At 66.1% G+C, this 20,793-nt stretch carries 10 protein-coding genes; 2 read left to right on the forward strand and 8 right to left on the reverse strand.

The annotated features are described in order from the left end of the window. Positions 1-23: 23 nt before the first annotated feature. Positions 24-10,094 carry an amino acid adenylation domain-containing protein gene (locus MSG_RS17435; protein WP_408632014.1) on the reverse strand — a complete coding sequence of 3,357 codons (10,071 nt, stop codon included), beginning with the start codon at positions 10,092-10,094 and terminating at the stop codon, positions 24-26. After that, positions 10,043-11,533, reverse strand: a complete 1,491-nt coding sequence (locus MSG_RS26235; RefSeq protein WP_408632015.1) for a condensation domain-containing protein — start codon at positions 11,531-11,533, stop codon at positions 10,043-10,045. Before MSG_RS26235 ends, MSG_RS17435 begins: the two co-directional genes overlap by 52 nt. Before the next feature lie 299 nt (positions 11,534-11,832). Here MSG_RS26235 and MSG_RS17440 point away from each other — a divergent pair, with 299 nt between their 5' ends. Then, the gene (locus MSG_RS17440; protein WP_096441499.1) at positions 11,833-12,603 is read left to right on the forward strand and encodes an enoyl-CoA hydratase; all 771 of its coding nucleotides are present in this window, start codon (positions 11,833-11,835) and stop codon (positions 12,601-12,603) included. Positions 12,604-12,610: 7 nt separating this feature from the next. Here the strand turns inward: MSG_RS17440 and MSG_RS17445 are convergent, their stop codons facing one another. The 6 genes from MSG_RS17445 to MSG_RS17470 all read right to left on the reverse strand — a co-directional run bounded on the left by MSG_RS17445 (position 12,611) and on the right by MSG_RS17470 (position 19,936). Next, complete coding sequence (locus tag MSG_RS17445; RefSeq protein WP_096441501.1) at positions 12,611-13,510, reverse strand: bile acid:sodium symporter family protein; 900 nt, start codon at positions 13,508-13,510, stop codon at positions 12,611-12,613. Positions 13,511-13,907: 397 nt separating this feature from the next. Continuing rightward, complete coding sequence (locus MSG_RS17450) at positions 13,908-14,720, reverse strand: HpcH/HpaI aldolase/citrate lyase family protein (RefSeq protein ID WP_096441503.1); 813 nt, start codon at positions 14,718-14,720, stop codon at positions 13,908-13,910. Then, positions 14,720-15,214: a MaoC family dehydratase gene (locus MSG_RS17455; RefSeq protein WP_096441505.1), complete on the reverse strand. Its 495-nt coding sequence runs from the start codon at positions 15,212-15,214 to the stop codon at positions 14,720-14,722. The genes MSG_RS17450 and MSG_RS17455 overlap by 1 nt, the downstream gene beginning before the upstream one ends. After that, entirely contained in the window at positions 15,211-16,356 is a 1,146-nt protein-coding gene (locus tag MSG_RS17460) for an acyl-CoA dehydrogenase family protein (RefSeq protein ID WP_096441507.1), read from the reverse strand. The genes MSG_RS17455 and MSG_RS17460 overlap by 4 nt, the downstream gene beginning before the upstream one ends. Further along, positions 16,353-18,344, reverse strand: coding sequence for an acetyl-CoA carboxylase biotin carboxylase subunit (locus tag MSG_RS17465; RefSeq protein WP_096441509.1), 1,992 nt, complete (start codon positions 18,342-18,344; stop codon positions 16,353-16,355). Before MSG_RS17465 ends, MSG_RS17460 begins: the two co-directional genes overlap by 4 nt. Before the next feature lie 5 nt (positions 18,345-18,349). Then, entirely contained in the window at positions 18,350-19,936 is a 1,587-nt protein-coding gene (locus tag MSG_RS17470; RefSeq protein WP_373421175.1) for a carboxyl transferase domain-containing protein, read from the reverse strand. A 205-nt stretch (positions 19,937-20,141) separates the two neighbouring features. Between MSG_RS17470 and MSG_RS17475 the strand changes: the two genes are divergently transcribed. After that, positions 20,142-20,753 carry an SACE_7040 family transcriptional regulator gene (locus MSG_RS17475; RefSeq protein ID WP_096441513.1) on the forward strand — a complete coding sequence of 204 codons (612 nt, stop codon included), beginning with the start codon at positions 20,142-20,144 and terminating at the stop codon, positions 20,751-20,753. The last annotated feature ends 40 nt before the right edge of the window (positions 20,754-20,793 follow it).

The raw sequence follows: 20,793 nt of genomic DNA on the forward strand, positions 1-20,793 counted from the left end.
CGTCGCCGGGCTCGAGGAAGTTCTCAGGTCTGCACTGAAGTTCTGAGCTGCTCGCCGTACATGGTCAGCGCCGCAGCGGTGAGCATGTCGTTGTGAGCACAGTCGACGGCGTATTCGGTGATGTCGCCGGTGACATAAGGTTGCCAACCCTCTAGCTGGGATAGGTCGCTGCGCTGTCCATCTCGCGCAGCGGAGAAGATGAACACGTCGCCGTCGAACACATCGGGTGCGTGGTGTCGGAAATAGACCTGATTGTCCGTGGCATTTTGCACCATGAACTCGAAGAGCTCGCGCGATGGAAGAGTGACCTCGGTTGCTTGCTTCGATACGTCACCTGTCTGAGCTGACTCGGTGAAGTACTTCAAAATGTGACTCTCGACTTGACTTTCGTCCAGCGCCTGGTTGCTCAGTGAGTTGTCGGGACTGCGCGGCGGATCCAGCAGGATCAGGCGTTCGACTACGCAACCGCGGCTAAGTAGTTCAATGGCGAGCTGGTGGACGACGATCGCCCCGAACGACCAGCCGAGGAGCTTGTAAGGCCCAGTGGGATAAGCCTTTTGGAGCCTATCGGCGTAGTTGGCGGCCATACTTCGAATGGATCGCGGCTTGGCGTCATCAGTTGGCGGGGTCTGATTGATGCCGATGACCGGGCAGTCCACATAGTCGCCGAGGGTTCGATACGGCCAGCTGAGCCCGGATCCTTCGTGAATGCAGACCAGCGGAGCGCCCGAACCTTCTTTGAAGAACTCAACAGGAACCACTTCCACCGAGCTGGCCCACTCGCCGACCTGCCTGCTGAGGCTGCTGACGGACGGCGCTTCGAACAGCACGCGCACGGCGAAGGTGGTGCCGAGGGCCTTGTTGATCGTGGCGATCAAGCGGACCGCGGCTAGCGAATCTCCACCGAGGTCGAAAAACGAGTCGTCCACACCGACGCGCGGCACGCCCAGCACCCGAGCGTAGATCCCGGCGATGATCTCTTCGGTCGGACCACTGGGCGCACGGTAACGCTGGACCTGCTGATAATCCGGGACCGGCAAAGCGCGAGTGTCCAACTTGCCATTGACCGTCAACGGCAACGCCTGCACCACCACAACCGCAGCCGGCACCATATACGCCGGCAACCGCTGCCCGAGCTGCACCCGAGCGGTCTCCGCATCGACCGAACCCGTGACATAACCGACCAGACGCTTGTCACCGGGGCGGTCCTCACGCACCACCACCGCCGCCTGCTCCACCCCACCCACACCAAGCAACGCCGCTTGTATTTCACCAAGCTCGACCCGGTAACCACGGATCTTGACCTGCTCATCGGCCCGACCCAAATACTGCAACTGCCCATCAGCGCCCCACCGCACCACATCCCCGGTGCGATACATACGCTGCCCCGGCCCCCCGAACGAGCACGCCACAAACCGCGACGCCGTCAACCCCGCACGGCCCACATACCCCACACCCACACCCCGACCCGCCACATACAACTCCCCGGCTACGCCGACCGGCACCGGCGCCAGCCACGGGTCAAGTACGAAAACCGCTGCGCCCGCAATAGGTGTGCCGATCGGTACCACCGGCGAGCCTGCGGTCAGCGGCGCACTCATCGCCGCATACACCGTCGCCTCGGTCGGCCCGTACGCATTGATCGCGACCCGCCCGGGCGCGGCCCAGCGGTCGACCACCTCGGCCGGACACGCCTCACCGCCGAGCAACAACGCTGTCGACTCCAGGCCCTCCGGCTCGAGCATCGCCACCGCAGACGGCGTCTGCGTCAACACACTGACGCCTTCGGCCACCAATAACTCGTGGAAATCCCGCGGCGAGGCGGCCACCGCTTCGGGCACCACCAGCAATCGCCGGCCTGTGCACAGCGCCCCCCAGATCTCCCACACCGAGAAGTCGAACGCTGACGAATGGCATTGCGTCCAGACTTGCCCGGGCGGCAGGCCCGCATCGAGCGACTCGACGAGCCAGCTAGCGTTGCGGTGCTCGATGGCAACACCTTTGGGACTTCCGGTGGTGCCCGAGGTGTAGATGATGTAGGCGATGTTCTGCGCGGCCGGCGCCGGTAACGCGGTGTCGGGATAAACCAGTAGAGCGGCATCAGCGACATCGACCACCGGCACCTCGTAATCGCGCAGCCGGTCGGCAAACGCCTCCGTCGTGATGATCGCGCTTGTCGTGGTATCAGCGAGCATGAATCGGATACGGGTGTCGGGCAACTCTGGGTCGATCGGCAGGTAGGCTGCGCCGGTCTTGAGCACCGCCAGCATCGACACGATGGCCTCGGCGCACCGGGGATACAGCAGGGCCACGCAGTGGCCCGGTCCGATGCCTCTTGCGACGAGCAAGTGTGCCAACCGGTTAGCGGCCCGATCCAGCTCGTGATAGGTCAGTGTGCGATCCCGGTAAGTCACCGCTGCGGCCTGGGGTGCGGCGGCCACCCGGGCGGCGAACAGTGCCGGAATCGACACTGTGGCACTGACCGGTGAGGTAAGCGCGGCCCGGTTGCTGAGGTCGTCGAGGCGGATATGTTCGAGTTCGTCGAGCACATCCAACGACGACAGCCGCCGACTGGGGTCGGCCGTCATCGCCACCAGCAGCCGCCGCCAACGCCCGATCAACGTCTCGATGGTGTGCGCATCAAACACATCGGTGCGAAATTCGACCGTCCCGCCGATCCCGGCCAGCGCCCCGGTATCGGTGAAACTCTCCGCTAGCGAGAACGCCAAATCCATACGCGCAGTAGCGGTGTCGACCGACAACGGGGTGACACTGAGATCACCTAACGCCTGCTTGCCCGGACTGTTGTTCTGCCAGGCCAGCAACACCTGAACCAGGGGGTGGTGCGCCAACGACCTGGTCGGGTTGAGCCGATCAACGACCGCCTCGAACGGCACATCCTGATGCTCGTAGGCGGCCAGGCTGCGCTGACGTACCTGGGTCACCAGTTCGGCCACGGTGGGTTCGCCGTCGGCCTGCACCCGCAACACCAGAGTGTTGACGAAAAATCCCACCGCGTCTTCCAGGACCGGATCACCGCGCCCCGCGATCGGGAAGGCCACCGCCACATCAGAACCCGCACCGAGTTTGACCAACAGCACCGCCAGCGCGGCCTGGACCACCATAAAGCTGGTCGCATTCTGCGCCGCGGCCAGCCCACGCACCTGCTGCTGCAACTCGGCCGGCCAGTCGATGGACACCGTGGCGCCGCGCTGATCGGCCACCAAGGGGTAAGGCCGATCGGTGGGAAGCGCCACCCGCTCGGGCATCCCGGCCAACGCCTCTTCCCAGTACGCCAACTGCGTGCTGACACGGCTGTGCGGATCTTGCAGCTCGCCCCACTGCGCGCGCTGCCACAAGGTGTAATCGGCGTACTGCACAGCCAGCGGGGCCCAGCCCGGGGCCTGCCCCGCACACCGACTGGCATAGGCCACCCCGAGGTCACGCGCCAGTGGCCCCAGCGACCCACCGTCGGCCGCGATATGATGCACCACCGCGGCCAACACGTGCTCTTCCGGCCCGATACGGAAAAGCCTTGCCCGCGAAGGGACATCGACAGCCAAATCGAACGAATGCCGGGCCACCTCGGTCACGGCCTCGTCCAATTGACTTGCCGGCCAACCGCAGGCATCGATGACCTGCCACCCGAAATCGGCCCGCTCGGCAGGCACAACCACCTGCTGAGGAATTCCGTCCGGCGCGACGATGACAGTACGCAGGCTCTCATGACGACCCACCACGTCGGCAAGCGCGGCACCGAGCGCCTCGACATCCAGCTCGCCACCCAGCCGCACCGCGATCGCCACGTTGTAAGCCGGTGAAGGACCCTGCAATTGATCAACGAACCACAAACGGCGCTGCGCGAACGACAACGGAATAACCGCCGGCCGCGCACCGGCCACCAGCGGTTCAAACCCGCCACCCGCATCGCCTTGCCCAGCCAAAACCGCCAACTGGCCCGCAGTGGATGCCTCGAACAAGGTACGCACCCCGAGGCTGATATCCAAAGCAGCATTGATCGTGGCAACCAGCCGCATCGCCGACAGCGAATCTCCACCGAGGTCGAAAAACGAGTCGTCCACACCGACGCGCGGCACGCCCAGCACCCGAGCGTAGATCCCGGCGATGATCTCTTCGGTCGGACCACTGGGCGCACGGTAACGCTGGACCTGCTGATAATCCGGGACCGGCAAAGCGCGAGTGTCCAACTTGCCATTGACCGTCAACGGCAACGCCTGCACCACCACAACCGCAGCCGGCACCATATACGCCGGCAACCGCTGCCCGAGCTGCACCCGAGCGGTCTCCGCATCGACCGAACCCGTGACATAACCGACCAGACGCTTGTCACCGGGGCGGTCCTCACGCACCACCACCGCCGCCTGCTCCACCCCACCCACACCAAGCAACGCCGCTTGTATTTCACCAAGCTCGACCCGGTAACCACGGATCTTGACCTGCTCATCGGCCCGACCCAAATACTGCAACTGCCCATCAGCGCCCCACCGCACCACATCCCCGGTGCGATACATACGCTGCCCCGGCCCCCCGAACGAGCACGCCACAAACCGCGACGCCGTCAACCCCGCACGGCCCACATACCCCACACCCACACCCCGACCCGCCACATACAACTCCCCGGCTACGCCGACCGGCACCCTGCGCAGGCTGGCATCCAACACGAACAGACCCGCACCGGGCACGGGCACACCGATCGGCACCACCGGCGAGCCTGCGGTCAGCGGCGCACTCATCGCCGCATACACCGTCGCCTCGGTCGGCCCGTACGCATTGATCGCGACCCGCCCGGGCGCGGCCCAGCGGTCGACCACCTCGGCCGGACACGCCTCACCGCCGAGCAACAACGCTGTCGACTCCAGGCCCTCCGGCTCGAGCATCGCCACCGCAGACGGCGTCTGCGTCAACACACTGACACCTTCGGCCACCAACAACTCGTGGAAATCCCGCGGCGAGGCGGCCACCGCTTCGGGCACCACCAGCAACCGCCCACCACTGCACAGCGCCCCCCAGATCTCCCACACCGAGACGTCGAACGCGTAGGAGTGCCATTGCGACCACACCTGCCCGGGACTCTGGGGTAACGGTCCGGCCTGCAGTAACTGCAGCAGTGAGGTGACGTTGTCATGCGTGATGGCAACACCTTTGGGACTTCCGGTGGTGCCCGAGGTGTAGATGATGTAGGCGATGTTCTGCGCGGCCGGCGCCGGTAACGCGGTGTCGGGATAAACCAGTAGAGCGGCATCAGCGACATCGACCACCGGCACCTCGTAATCGCGCAGCCGCTCCCGCAAGCCCGCAGTGGTGATCACCGCACTCGGTGCCGCATCCGACAGAATCGCGTTTACCCGGGCGTCGGGTTGCGCCGAGTCGATCGGCACATACGCCGCACCAGTTTTCAGAACTCCCAATATCGCCACGATTGCCTGTGCGGAACGCTCTAAGAGCAGCACGACTCGCTGCCCGGGGACCACCCCACGGTCAATCAACAAGTGCGCCAACCGGTTAGCAGCCTGATCCAGTTCACGGTAGGTCAGCGAACGGTCGCCGTGGGTCACCGCCGTCGCCCCCGGCGCGGCAACGACCCTTGCCTCGAACAATTCCGGAAGCGATGCCAATCTTGACCCCGGCCGGGTCAGCTCGCTCCGGTTGCCGAGTTCGTCGAGGCGGATATGTTCGAGTTCGTCGAGCACATCCAACGACGACAGCCGCCGACTGGGGTCGGCCGTCATCGCCACCAGCAGCCGCCGCCAACGCCCGATCAACGTCTCGATGGTGTGCGCATCAAACACATCGGTGTCGTATTCGACGCGGAGCCCTAGTTCGGTACCCGGAATGGCTTGCAACGACAGCGGATAATGGTTGAATTCGCGGGTGCTGAACCCGCTGATCGCCAAATCCCCGACGGCGCCCAACGCCGCGGCATCGACCGGATAGTTCTCGTAAACGAAAAGGGTGTCGAACAATTGCTCATGACCGCTGAGGCGATGAATATCGCTGAGCGCCAGATGCTGGTGCTCAAGTGTGTAGTTGTGCGCAGTGCGCAGCTGGTCCAGCAGGTCTGCGGTGGTAGTCGTCGAGACGATATTGGCCCGCACCGGCACGGTGTTGATCAACAGGCCCAGCATCGTTTCAGCGCCTGCTATTTCGGTTGGGCGCCCGGAGACTGCGGTGCCGAAGACGACATCGTGCTGGCCGGTAAGCCCACCCAGCAGCTGCGCCCAGGCGCCCTGCAGCACGGTGTTGACGGTGGTATGCGAGGAGCGGGCCAGCTCACCGACAGCCCGCGTGAGGTGCTCGGGCACGCGGAAAACCGCAAGGCCGCGCCGGCCCCGCCGCGACCGGGCCGACGGCGCCACCAGGGTGGGTGTGTCGAAACCGGCCAGGACTTCACGCCAAACCGCCTCGGCCGCAGCATGATCCCGATCGGCCAACCAGCTGACATATCTGCGATAGGGCACCGCGGTGCTCAGCCGCTGCCGGTAGTAGCCGGCGAATATCTCCTGGAGCAGGATGGGCAGGGACCAACCATCGAGCACGATGTGATGATTGGTCAACACCAGCCGATGACGGTCGTCGGCGATACGGATCAGCGCCACCCGGAAGGCCGGTTGATCGGCCAGCTCATGTACCGCGGCACGCTCACTTGCGCAGAGGTTTCCGATCGCATCGTCGATGTCGACGTCGTTGTCCAACTCGACATACCGCCAGGGCAACACCGGCGCGAGCGGGACGACCTGTACCGGCTCGTCGAACCGTTGGCAGAATCGCGCGGCCAAGTGCGGGTGCCGACCGAGCACGGTGTGCACGGCCTCGTGCAGTCGGTGCTGGTCGAGTCGGCCGGCCAGGGCGATGTCCAGCTGGACCGCGTAGATGTCGTCGTCGTCGCGTTGCGCGGAGTGGAAGAGCAGTCCTTGCTGCAGCGGGGTCAGCGGCAACACATCGGCGATCGGATAGTGCTGCAGCTCGTCGAGTTGGGGTTGGGTCAGCCGGGCCGGAGCGATATCCGAAGGCGTCAACCCGCCTCCGCCACAGCGCACGTGCGCGCAGATCCCGGCCAAGGCCTCGAACCACAACCGATTGAGTTGGTGGATCTGTGCGTGGTCGATGGCCGACGGCGCCCACGTCCAGTGGGCGTGCAGCTGCGGCCCGGTCTCGGTCTCGACGGTGGCGGCGTTGAGTTCCACCGTGTGCAGCAACGGGATGGGTAGCGCGCCGGTGACGGCAGCGACCGCTGCGCCGTCCTGCGAGATCCGCCACAACTCGCCGGAAAGATCCGCGGCGCCGCCGCTCGGCCGGCCCAAGTAGTTGAACCCGATCACCGGGTCCGACCCACCGAGATCCACCTCGGGGTTCAGGTAACGCAACAGTCCGTATGACCACGAGTCGGGCAGGGCGCGAAGTTGTTCCTTGGCGTTTTTGACCAGCGCGCCCAGTTCGTGGCCGCCGGCGGCCACGGTGGCCCCGTCCAGTCCACCCACCGACAATGCCACTGGATATTTGTTGGTGAACCAGCCTACCGTGCGCGACAACTCCACTCCGGCGGCCAAATCCTCGTGGCGCCCATGGCTTTCCACATCGATGCCGATCGGCAGCACCCGATCGGCGCCGCCGAATTGGGCCCAGGCCAGACCGAAGGCGATCAACAGAATGTCCTGCACGCCGGCATGAAACGCCGAGGGCACCGCACCGAGCAGCATCCGGGTGGTCTCGGTGTCCAAGGCCGCCGAGAGGGTTCCGGCATTGGCATAGGTGTCGATCTCCGGTCGCACCGCAGGTAGAGCCGCCGGTACCGCTGTGACGTGCCGCCACGCCCGTGCCCGGGCCACCACCTCCGGGTGGTGGGCGTGCTCCGCCAACAGCGCCGACCACCGGGCGAACGAAGTCCCGCCACTGGGCAACGTCACTCCCTGACCCGCGCGGTGTTGCGCCCAGGCGATGTTGAGGTCTTCCACCAGCACCCGCCACGACACCGCGTCGACGGCCAGATGATGTGCGATCAAGACCAACTGGCGGGTGGACGTCACCCACAAAGCGCTCAGCACAGACCCAGCGGCGGGGTCCAACCATGAGCGGGCGTCAATGAGCGCTTCGTCGCTCAATGCATCCACGGCGTGCAGGCAATCGGTCGCCCGCACCGCGCCCGCTTCGGACACCGCCGCTGACCAGTCGCCGGTGCCGCCAGAGCCGAAGCCGTCGACCCGCAGCCGTAACATGGCGTGCCGATCCAGTAGTGCCTGAACCAGCACAGCCACATCGGATTCGCGCACCCCTACGGGGGCCTGAACCACCACGGTTTGGTTGAACTGATCGATCGGACCGTCTACCTCGCGCAGCCAGCGCATGATCGGGGTGGGCACCACCGCGCCGTTTCCCGCGTCGGCCACTTCGGCGGCATCCGCGGTGACCACCGCCACCCGGGCCAACTGCGCTACCGTCTGCTCGACGAACACATCTCGCGTTCGGAAGGCGACGCCGGCCGCCCGCGCCTGCGCCACCAACCGCATCGCGGACAGCGAATCCCCGCCCAGGTCGAAGAATGACTCGTCGACGCCCACCCGTTCCAGCCCGAGCACCTGGGCGTAGATCCCGGCCAGTACCTCCTCGACGGCAGTGGCCGGCAGGCGCGAAACAGCAGTCGTGTCATGGAAGCTCGGTGCTGGCAATGCACGTTTGTCGAGCTTGCCGTTGACGGTGAGCGGGAGGGCGGCCAGCGCCACCACAGCGGAGGGCACCAGGTATGGCGGCAGCCGCTCGGCCAGCAGGGTGCGCACCTCATAAGGATCTGCCGTTCCGGTGATGTAGCCCACCAGAGTCTTGTCACCGGGCCGGTCCTCACGGGCGATCACCGCCGCGGATTGGACTCCGGCCAACCCGGCGAGCGCCGCCTGCACCTCACCAAGCTCGATGCGATACCCGCGGATCTTGACTTGTGCGTCAGCACGCCCCAAATACCGCAACTGGCCGTCCGGACTCCACCGCACCATGTCCCCGGTGCGATACATCCGGGTTCCGGGCACTTGCGCACCGCCGGACGGACATGCCACAAACCGCGTCGCGGTCAAACCGGCCCGGCCCAGATACCCCGTCCCCAAACCGGCACCGGCCACGTACAACTCACCGACCACGCCCGACGGCACGGGCCGCAACCATTCGTCGAGCACAAAGAAGCCGAGATGGTCCAACGGCACCCCGATGGGGCTGGCAATGCTGTCGGTGTCGGCGCGCACGATCTCCCGCAACGAGGCATGCACCGTCGTTTCGGTGGTGCCGTACAGGTTGACTAATCGCGGCGGCCCTGGATGTTTGTGCAGCCATGCCTGAAGACGTTGTGGTTCAAGGGCTTCGCCCGCGAACACCACGGTTGCCAGCTTGAGCTGGTCGCCCAATTCGGGCTGCAGTCTGTCAGCGGTTTGCAACGCATAGAAAGCCGAGGGGGTTTGGCTCAACACGGTGACTTGTTCGGCCACCAGCAACGAGTGAAAGTCTTCGGGTGATCGTGCCACCGATTCGGGCACCAGCACCAGACGCCCACCGCGCAGCAGGGCCCCGAAGATCTCACAGACCGAGACATCGAAGGCCAGAGAATGCCACTGCGACCACACTTGGCCCGGACCCAGCTCCAGCTCGGCGTCCAGTGACTCAAGTAGCTGAATGACGTTGTGATGTTTGATGGCAACACCTTTGGGTGTGCCGGTGGTGCCCGAGGTGTAGATGACGTAGGCAAGATCCTCAGCAGCCGGTGGGGGCAACGTGGTGGCGGGCCGAGTCTCGATCGCCGGGTCGTCGACGTGGATAACCGTCAGGCCGTAGCCCGTCAGCCGGTCGGCCAGGTCCGCCGTCGTGAGCGCGGCGATCGGCGCGGCATCGGCAACCGTGAACGCGATCCGGGCGGCGGGAACCACCGGGTCGATCGGAAGATAGGCCGCACCGGCCTTGAGTACCGCCAGGATCGAGACGATCGCGTCAGCCGACCGCGAATACAGCAGCGCCACGAGCTCACCCGGACCCACACCGTAGTCGGTCAGCAGGCGGGCAATCGGTTGGCGGCCTGCTCGACCTCGCGGTAGGTCCACGAACGTTGCCCATCGCTGATCGCCACGGCTTCCGGCGCCCGCGCCACCTGCGCCGCCCACACCTGCGGGATCGATACGCCGGTCACCCGCTGGGCCAGCGCGGCCCGGTTGCTCCAGCCGTCGAGTGCGGCCCGCTCACCGAGACGCAGTAGATCCACCGACGAAAGCCGTTGCGCCGGAGCGTCAGCGAACAGTGTCAACACCCGTTCCAACCGACCCGCCAAATCAGACACGTCGAAATTCGAAAAGGGCTCGCCGACGCCGGCGGTGCTCAAAAACAGCTGATCGCCCGCACTGAGGAAGAGCAACCCAAAACCGCCCACGTGGCCGGAATTGGTGTACGACGCCGTCGCCCGCCCCACACCGAAGGGGAAGGTGAATCCCGACGGCTCGAAATTGACCACCACCCGCTCGGCCGACGATCGGACATCGCGAATTTTGCGTTGCAGCGTATGCACCGGGAATCGCTGGTGCCGCAGCGCTTCTCCTATCCGGGTGTCCACGTGCCGGCAGAACTCGGCAACCGTGGACTCGGGCGACACCTGCAACACCAGCGGCACCACCCCGGCCATGGTCGCCGGCAGGGTCTTCGATTCCGGGCGAACCCGCCTATTGACCGGAAAGTCGAGCACCACCTCCGGCCCGTCGGCGCACCAACCTCGCACCAACAGTGCGCACGCGGCAGTGATGACCGAAGTCCTTGGCAAATCCCATATCTGGCACAGTACGTCGATTCGCCAGAGGACTTCGGGATCCAGTCGAACGGGCTCGGACGGCCACGGATCGCGCTCGACGGGAACGTCGGGCAACCAGTGTCGCCCAGCGATCTCTGCCGGTTGATTCAGCGTCCAATACGCCTTGTCATCTGCGTAATCGGGGGAGGCTTCATATGCCAGCTCGCAATCCACCAAGTCCTGTAGAGAACCGAAAAGAGTGCGCGAAATGGATGCACCGGAGACGATAGCCGAATAGACGGCCGCGATCCGGTGACCCACCAAGCCGACACCGGTTCCGTCGATGACGATGTGGTGGCCGCAGGCGAATAGGTAAAACTCGTCAGGTCGCGTCTGAAATATCGCGAATTTAACCAGCGGCCCGGTCAACGGCATTGGGATGCGCTGCAACGACAACGCGATGCTGCGAGCTTCGGCGACCGCATCGGCGGAGCCGCTCACGTCGTAGAACGGCACCTCGACATGCAATTCGTCGATTGGCTTTTGGAAGACGTTGCCGTCCACCTCGAAGAAAGAGGCCCGCAGTGGTTCGGCCTCTTGCACGACGCGCCGGATGGCCCACTCCAGGGCACGACGTTGCACCGTGCCCTCGATTTTCACGAAAAGGCCGAGCTGCCAGTCGGTGCCGGTATGACCCGTCTCCTGCGCCAGCCATATGTCCAGCTGCCCGCGCGTTAGGGGAAACGCCCGGCCGTCAAGATCCATCCACTTCCCAACTCACCTAGACCCCTGGCCCGCTCCAGGGATCTAGACCGATGATGTTGGCCCGCATCACGGTTAGCAACAGTTTTACTCATGTTGACTACGTGGTCAGACGCGATGAGATCGAGCCATTCAGCAGTGAAAAGGGCTGGTTACCGGTCTGGCGACCTACGTTCAGGAGCCGGCGCGACAGGGCTACCACTCACGAGGATTTCAATGCCGTTCGACGACCGGACGAGCCGAAAAAGAGCCGTGAGTGCCGGTCGCCATAGTGCGGAAAACGCGAGAAGTACGCTTGCCCGATGGCACAATCCGACCCCGTCCTGTACCGCGTGAGCAACCACGTGGCACTGCTCACCGTGAACGACCCGGATCGGCGCAATGCGGTGACAGGCGAGATCTCGGCACTGCTGCGCGGCGCCGTCGAGCAAGCCGAAGCCGATACCGACGTGCATGCCGTCGTCGTGACCGGCGCGGGCAAAGCGTTTTGCGCCGGCGCCGACCTGAGCGTGCTGGGCGCCACGGGCGGCGGTGCGGCGGAGTCCGGCCTGCAGCAGCTCTACGACGGATTCATGGCGGTGGGCAGCTGCACGCTGCCCACCATCGCGGCGGTCAACGGCGCCGCAGTCGGCGCCGGACTGAACTTGGCGTTGGCCGCCGACGTGCGGATAGCCGGCCCCGGGGCACTGTTCGACGCGCGATTTCAGAAGCTGGGGCTGCACCCCGGCGGGGGCGCGACCTGGATGTTGCAGCGAGCGGTGGGCCCGCAAGTCGCCCGGGCGGCCCTGTTGTTCGGCCTGCGCTTCGACGCCGAGTCGGCCGTCCGGCACGGTCTGGCGCTCACGATGGCCGACGACCCCGTCGCCGCGGCACTCGAGCTGGCAGCTGGGCCCGCCTCCGCGCCACGGGAAGTGGTGTTGATGACCAAGGCCACGATGCGCGCCACCGCGAGCCTGGGTTCGCTGGACGACGATCAACATCGGTTGGCCATGCGCACTGAGCTTGGGCCGCAGGCACATTCGATTCAGTCGCCGGCATTCGCCGATCGCCTGGCCGCCGCGAAACGCAAATAGCGAGCGCTTAGGCAGGTTGTTCGTTCACCGCGGCATCGGTGCGCGGAACATGGCGGAAGGCCGGGTCGAACCGTCGGATGGCAGCGATGAACGCCAAGGCGAGCAGTGGTGCCACCGCGCCGTAAACAGCGGGCGGGGTCGCCATTTCGGCATTGTTCAGCAATTGTGGACTCAGGGCTATGCCGATCGCCAGCATGGCGTTGTGCAAGCCGATCTCCAAGCTGACCGCAATGGCCTGGCGCGGACCAAGATGCATCCAGCGCGGCACCAGATAGCCGACCGTCAGACTGACCGCGCAGAAGGTGAGGACGGCTCCGATCAGCACGCCGAAGTTGTTGTACAGCGAAGTCTGGCCGCCGGCGATGGCCGCGACGACTGCGAACACCATCAGCACGATCGCCAGCACTCTGACGGGCCGCTGCAGCCGCTGAGCCAGCGTGGGAAACCGATTGCGTATCGCGATGCCGATCGAGGTCGGGATGAGCACGAGGCCGAACACCGCCAGAAATTTGTCGACCTGTAGCGGGATCAGGCGCCCCTCTCCAAGGAACCAGGTCATCGACACCGCCAAGATCGCCGGCAGCGCGAAAATCGACAACACGGCATTGACCGCGGTCAACGTCAGATTAAGTGCCAAATCCCCGTTCACCAGGTGACTGAGGACGTTCGCCATCGTCCCGCCCGGTGCCGCCGACATCAGCATCAGCCCGATGGCCAGGTTCGGGTCGAGATGAAAGGCCTCGGCGATGAGCAGACACAAGGTGGGCAGTACCAACGCCTGACAGAGCAGCGCGACCAACAACGGTCGACGCAACGTCGCGGCCCGCTTGAAGTCGTCAACGGTCAGCGTCATCCCGAGCGCGAGCATGACCACCACGACGACCAACGGAAAGTACCTGTTATCCATTACGCTCCACGATCTCAGTGCGCAGCCACCATTGGTCGCGAATCCGCAGCAGGCGGCGGCGCTTTGACGCAACAGGTAGTTAGCTTGCCTTACCCCTGAACAAGACGCAGTGGCGCATGCGACTTGCCACGGCACTCCATGCCCTGCCCGCGAGTCGTTGCCGGCGCTGCCGTGCGATCACCGCGGCGGCTGGCGTCATCGCCAAGTTTTCGATGTGGTTGCGGCGGCCGACCGTCGGAAACGTACTCCCCTGCGGTGTCGAGCATTCCGAGAGTTGCGCCGGTGGATACCCAGGCGGCCCCGGCTCACGAAGCCCCGACCGTAGCCGATCTGCACCGTGCGGTCGTTCTTCAGTAGGTGCGGTCTCGAATCATCGTGAGCAAATTCCGGCCAGCAACTAGGCCGCGCCGGCGCGCCGCAATATCATCGCCGCGTGCTTGAGCACCGGGGAGTCGACCATCTGGCCTTCGAAGGCGAACACGCCGCGCTGGGTGCGTGCCGCCGCCAAAACTCTTCGCGCCCAATCCAGCTTCTCCTGGCTGGGGCGAAAGGCCTCGCGCACGACGGGAACCTGGCTTGGATGGATGCACACCGTCCCGTTGAAGCCCAGCGCCGCGCCATCTTCGGCCTCGGCGCGCAGGCCGTCGAGGTCGCGGATGTCCAGATGCACCGCGTCGAGCGCGACCCGGCCGAACGCGGACGCGGTGAGCAGGGCCGTCGACCGCACGTGGCGGGCCACGTCGCGATAGGTGCCGTCGGCGAAGCGACTGGAGCTACCGCCGAGCGTGGCGACCAGGTCCTCGGCGCCCCACATAAGTGCCACCGTGTTCTCCGCGGCCGCGATCTCGCGGGCGAACACCGCGCCGCGCGGCGTCTCCAGCAACGCGATCACCTCGCGGGGGGCCAGGGCCGTCACCTGTGTGGCCGACTCGGTCTTGGACAGCATCACCGTCGTGTAAGAGGTACCGGCCAGGGCGTCCAGGTCGTGCGCGTATTCCCCGGTGTCGGCACCGTTGATCCGCACCACGGTGCGCTCCGGGTCCAGCGGCGTGGCCTGCAACGCCTTGCGTGCGGCGGGCTTGTCCGCCTCGGCCACCCCGTCCTCGAGGTCGAGAATCACCACGTCGGCTGCGGCGGCGGCCTTTTCGAAACGCTCGGGGCGATCGGCGGGACAGAACAGCCAGCCCGGTCCGGCGGCGCGCACGTCCATCAGGACTCCCTTTCGGACGGCCGCTTTTGCACCAAGGTCTTGCGAACCGCGCGCGCAACGACGTCGCCGTGCTGATTGCGTCCGATGTGCTCGAGGCTCACGATGCCCTCGCCCGGGCGGCTCTTCGACTCACGCTTGTCGGTACACACGGTCTCCGCATACAGGGTGTCGCCGTGGAAGAGCGGCTTGGGAAATGACACCTCGGAGAAGCCGAGGTTGGCCACGATGGTCCCCAGGGTCAGTTGGGTCACCGACAACCCGACCAGCGTCGACAGCGTGAACATCGAGTTCACCAGGCGCTCGCCCCGAAAACCCGGCTGCCCGGCCGCCCAGGCGGCATCGAGGTGCAACGGCTGGGTGTTCATCGTCAGCGTCGTGAACAACACGTTGTCGGCCTCGGTAACGGTGCGACCCGGCCGGTGCAGATAGGTCGTACCGATCTCGTACTCCTCAAACCACAAGCCGCGCTGCACAATTGATTTACCATCGCTCATGAGAGCCCCAGCGATCGCGCGATCAGCATCAGCTGCACCTCGGTGGTGCCCTCACCGACTTCGAGGATCTTGCTGTCGCGGTAGTGGCGCGCCACCGGATACTCGTTCATGAAGCCGTATCCGCCGTGAATCTGGGTGGCGTCGCGGGCGTTGTCCATCGCCGCCTCCGACGCGATCATTTTCGCGATCGCTGCCTCCTTTTTAAAAGGCTTGCCAGCCAACATCTTTGCGGCCGCATCGTAGTAGGCCGTACGGGCGACGTGTGCACGCGCCTCCATCCGAGCGATCTTGAAGCTGATCGCCTGATAGGCACCGATCGGCTGGCCGAACGCCTGGCGCTCCTTGGCGTACTTTACGCTCTCGTCGACGCAGCCCTGGGCCGCCCCGGTAGACAGGGCGGCGATCGCGATGCGGCCCTCGTCCAGGATGGACAGGAAATTCGCGTAGCCCCTGCCGCGCTCGCCCAGCAGGTTCTCCTGCGGGACACGAGCATCGGCGAACGTCAGCGGATGCGTGTCCGAGGCGTTCCAGCCGACCTTGTTGTAGACCGGTTCGACGATGAATCCCGTTGTGCCGCTGGGCACAATGATCGTCGAGATCTCCTTCTTGGCGTCGCTGATGTTTCCGGTGACCGCGGTGACGGTGACCAGCGAGGTGATGTCGGTGCCCGAGTTGGTGATGAATTGCTTGTTGCCGTTGATGACCCACTCGCCGTTGTCGAGTTTCGCGGTGGTGCGGGTGCCGCCGGCGTCCGAGCCCGCGCCCGGTTCGGTAAGCCCGAACCCGGCCAGCGCCCGGCCGGCGATCAGATCCGGCAGCCACTTCTGCTTCTGCTCTTCGGTGCCGAACCGATAGATGGGCATCGCACCCAGGCCTACCCCGGCCTCCAGTGTGATCGCCACCGACTGGTCGACCTTGCCGAGTTCCTCGAGTGCGAGCGACAGCGCGAAGTAGTCGCCGCCCATGCCGCCGTACTCCTCCGGGAACGGCAAGCCGAACAGTCCCATCTCGCCCATCTTGGCGATGACCTGATACGGGAAGCTGTGCTCCTCATCGTGTTTGGCCGACACCGGCGCGACCACGCTCCGCGCGAAATCGGCCACCGTGGCGCGCAGGTCTTCGTACTCCTTGGATAGCGTCATGATTCCTGATCCCTCGCAGTTGAAATAGGGACAAGCCGTGCGAGCACCTGATCGACTTTCACCTGATCCCCGACGGCGACCAGCACCTGCACTCGTCCCGAAGCCGGGGCGGCTAACGAGTGTTCCATCTTCATCGCCTCGACGACGACCACCACGTCGCCCTCGGCGACCTCAGCACCCGACTCCGCCGGCACGGCAATCACATTGCCCGGCATCGGACTGAGAACTTCGGCCTGCCGCTCGCCGGCCCCGCGGTGGATCTTCTGCTCCTCGGCTTCGCGAAGGTGCCAGGTCCCGCGGTCGTCGGCGATCCACAGTTGCCAGCCGGCCTCGGCCCACCGGTAATCGCGGCGCAGGCCGTTCAGCGTCACGTTCATCGCATCCGGCCCGACGTGCGCACTCGCCGAAGCGATCTCGCCGTCGCCGACCTGAACGGTCGCAGCCTCGGGCAGCCCCCACACCGATACCGTCTCGGTGCGCAGCCGATTGCCCAGCGCGGTGCGCACCGGTGCCACCACGCCGCCGACGCGCCATCCCGTCGGCGCCGCCCACAGAGCGCCCTTCGCGTCCCGGGCCAGGGCCCACTGCCGGTACAGGCCGCCCGCAGCGAGCACGTCGTCGGGCACCGGCAAGGGTGCGAAGTCCGCAACCCGCTCGTCCAGCAGCGCGGTGTCCAGGTCGCCGGCGCGCACACGTTCGTCGGCGAGCAGAAAGCGGAGGAACTCGACGTTGGTCTGCACGCCGAGCACCGCGGTGTGCGCCAACGCCCGATCCAGCCGCGCGAGTGCCTCGTCGCGATCGGTCCCGTGGGCGATCACCTTGCTCAACATCGGGTCGTAGTCGCTGCCCACCGCCGTGCCCGCCAGCAGCGAGGAGTCCACCCGCACGCCGGCCGCCTCCGGTTCGACGACACCCAGCACCTGCCCGCCGGTGGGCAGAAAGCCGCGCGCGGGATCCTCGGCGTACACCCGCGCCTCGATCGCGTGGCCGCGCAGTTCGATGTCGTCCTGGGCCAGCGTCAGCTTCTCGCCGACCGCGACCCGCAGCTGCCACTCGACCAGGTCCAGCCCGGTGATCGCCTCGGTGACCGGATGTTCCACTTGCAGACGGGTGTTCATTTCCATGAAGAAGAATTCGTCGGGACGATCGGCCGAGACGATGAACTCCACGGTGCCGGCGCCCAGGTAGTCCACGCTGCGAGCGGTGTTGCACGCGGCGGCCCCGATGCGCGCCCGGGTCTGCGGGTCGAGCAGCGGCGACGGTGCCTCCTCGATCACCTTCTGATGGCGCCGCTGCAGACTGCACTCGCGCTCGCCGAGATGGATGACGTTGCCGTGGCGGTCGGCGAGGACCTGGACCTCGATATGTCTGGGCCGCAACACGAACCGCTCCAGGAACAGCGTGTCGTCGCCGAACGACGCGGCGGCTTCGCGGCGAGCGGTCACCAGCGCGTCGCGCAGCCGGGCCGGCTCGGTCACCAGATGCATGCCCTTGCCGCCGCCGCCCGCGGACGGCTTGATGAGCACCGGGTAGCCGATGTCGTCGGCCGCCGCCACCAGGTCGTCGTCGGTCAGTCCTGGCTTGGCGATGCCGGGCACCACCGGCACGTCGAAAGCCGCGACCGCGTTCTTGGCGGTGATCTTGTCGCCCATCACCTCGATCGCACGCGCCGACGGACCCAGGAAGACCACCCCGGCGCGTTCGCATGCCGCCGCGAAACGGGTGTTCTCCGAGAGGAATCCGTAGCCCGGGTGAATCGCCTCCGCGCCAGTCCGCGCGGCGGCGTCGAGCACGTGAGCGATGTCGAGATAGCTCTCCCGTGCCGCGGCCGGGCCCAGCCGCACGGCCCTGTCGGCGTCCAGGACGTGGCGCGCATTCGCGTCCGCGTCGCTGTAGACGGCGACCGAACGAATACCCAGCCGGCGCAGCGTGCGGATCACCCGGACCGCGATCTCGCCGCGGTTGGCTACCAAGACGGTCTCGAACACTGCGCTCACATCCGGAATACGCCGTAGGAAACGTGCTCCAGCGGCGCCTGCGCGCACACCGAAAGGGCGAGGCCGACATGCGTTCTGGTGTCCGCCGGATCGATGATGCCGTCATCCCACAAGCGCGCCGTCGAATAATACGGATTGCCCTGGTCTTCGTACTGCGCGCGGATGGGCGACTTGAACGCCTCCTCCTCGTCCGCAGACCATGGTTTGCCCGCCGCCGTCAGCTGCTCGCCACGCACGGTGCCAAGCACCGACGCCGCCTGTTCGCCGCCCATCACCGAGATCCGCGCGTTGGGCCACATCCACAGGAAGCGCGGCGAGTAAGCCCGGCCGCACATCGAATAGTTGCCCGCGCCATAGGATCCGCCGATGACAACGGTCAGCTTCGGGACGCGGGCGCAGGCCACCGCGGTCACCATCTTGGCGCCGTGCTTGGCGATGCCGCCGGCCTCGTAGTCGCGGCCCACCATGAAGCCGGCGATGTTCTGCAGGAACAGCAGCGGGATGTTGCGCTTGTCGCACAGCTCGACGAAATGCGCGCCCTTCAAGGCGGATTCGCTGAACAGCACGCCGTTGTTCGCGACGATGCCGACCGGGTGGCCGTGGATGTGCGCGAACGCGGTCACCAGGGTCTTGCCGTACTTCTCCTTGAACTCGCTGAATTCGCCGCCATCGACCAGACGCACGAGGACCTCGTGGACGTCGTAGGGCACCCGCGGATCGGGCGGCACGACGTCGTACAGCTCGGCCTGGTCGTGCGTGGGCGCGACGGGTGCGCGCACTTCCCAGGGGCTGGGCTCGCGCGGGCCGAACGTGGCCGCAATCGACCGCACGATGCGCAGCGCGTGCTCGTCGTCGTCGGCGAGATGGTCGGTGACGCCGGAGACCCGCGAATGCAAGTCGCCGCCGCCGAGGTCCTCGGCCGAAACGATCTCTCCGGTGGCGGCTTTCACCAGTGGCGGGCCGCCGAGAAAGATTGTGCCCTGCTCGCGGACAATAACCGCCTCGTCGCTCATCGCGGGCACGTACGCGCCACCGGCGGTACATGAGCCGAGGACCGCCGCCACTTGCGGAATGCCCTTGGCGCTCATGGTGGCCTGGTTGTAGAAGATTCGCCCGAAATGATCGCGGTCGGGAAACACCTCGTCTTGGCGCGGCAGGAACGCGCCGCCCGAGTCGACTAGGTAGATGCACGGCAGCCGGTTCTGCAGCGCGACTTCCTGCGCGCGCAGGTGCTTCTTGACCGTCATCGGGTAATAGGTGCCGCCCTTGACCGTCGCGTCGTTGGCGACGATCACGCACTCGCGCCCCGACACCCGACCGATTCCGGTGATGATCCCGGCACCCGGCGACTCGTCGTCATACATGCCGTCGGCGGCCAGCGGCGACAGCTCGAGAAACGGACTGCCCGGATCGAGCAGCCGGTCCACTCGCTCGCGGGGCAGCAGCTTGCCGCGGCTGACGTGGCGTTCCCGCGCACGCTCGTTGCCGCCCAGGGCCGCGGCCGCCAGCTTCGCGTTCAGCTCACCCACCAATCGGCGGTGCTCCTCGGCGAACGACGGCGCAACCGTTACGGAGGTACTCACAACGGGCCTCCTTGCCGGCATTCAGTTAATGGTCATTAACTGGCGCTGAGAATACCACCGGCCGCGCCGCCACGTCCAGGGACATCATCCGGGGCCTGCCCGTCGCCGGCATCACCGGCGTGTCCCTCTTCCCGCGGAAGTCGAGTTAATCTGCAATAACTCGTGTTAGGTTAGTGGCGATTAACTCAAGGGCGGAGGGTCCGTCATGCCAGCAGCCCCAAATCGTCGCAGCCAGTTGAAATCTGACCGCCGCCTGCAACTTTTGTCCGCGGCCGAAAGGCTTTTCGCCGAACGCGGTTTTCTCGCGGTCCGCCTGGAAGACATCGGCGCGGCCGCCGGCGTCAGCGGCCCGGCCATTTATCGGCACTTCCCCAACAAGGAGTCGATGCTCGTCGAGCTGCTGGTCGGCATCAGCGCCCGGCTGCTGGCCGGGGCGCGCGACGTCACCGACCGGAGCCCCGACGCGGCCACCGCACTGGACGGCCTGATCGATTTCCACCTCGACTTCGTGCTCGGCGAGCCCGACCTGATCCGCATCCAGGACCGCGACCTGGCCTACCTGCCGACCGCCGCCGAGCGGCAGGTTCGCCGGGCACAGCGCCAATATGTAGAGGTCTGGGTGGGCGTGCTGCGCGAGCTGAACCCCGACCTGGCCGAAGCCGAAGCCCGGCTGACGGCACACTCGGTTTTCGGCCTGCTCAACTCGACGCCACACAGCATGAAGTCGCCGGAGCGGCCGGTCCGCGCGGCGCGCTCGCGGGCCGTCCTGCGGGCGATGACGGTCGCCGCCCTGGGCGCCGGGGGGCAGCTGCACTGAATCGCGCATCGGCCGATGAACCCGCACCCACCCCGTCGGC

Source organism: Mycobacterium shigaense (genome assembly GCF_002356315.1).
GTDB lineage: Bacteria > Actinomycetota > Actinomycetes > Mycobacteriales > Mycobacteriaceae > Mycobacterium > Mycobacterium shigaense.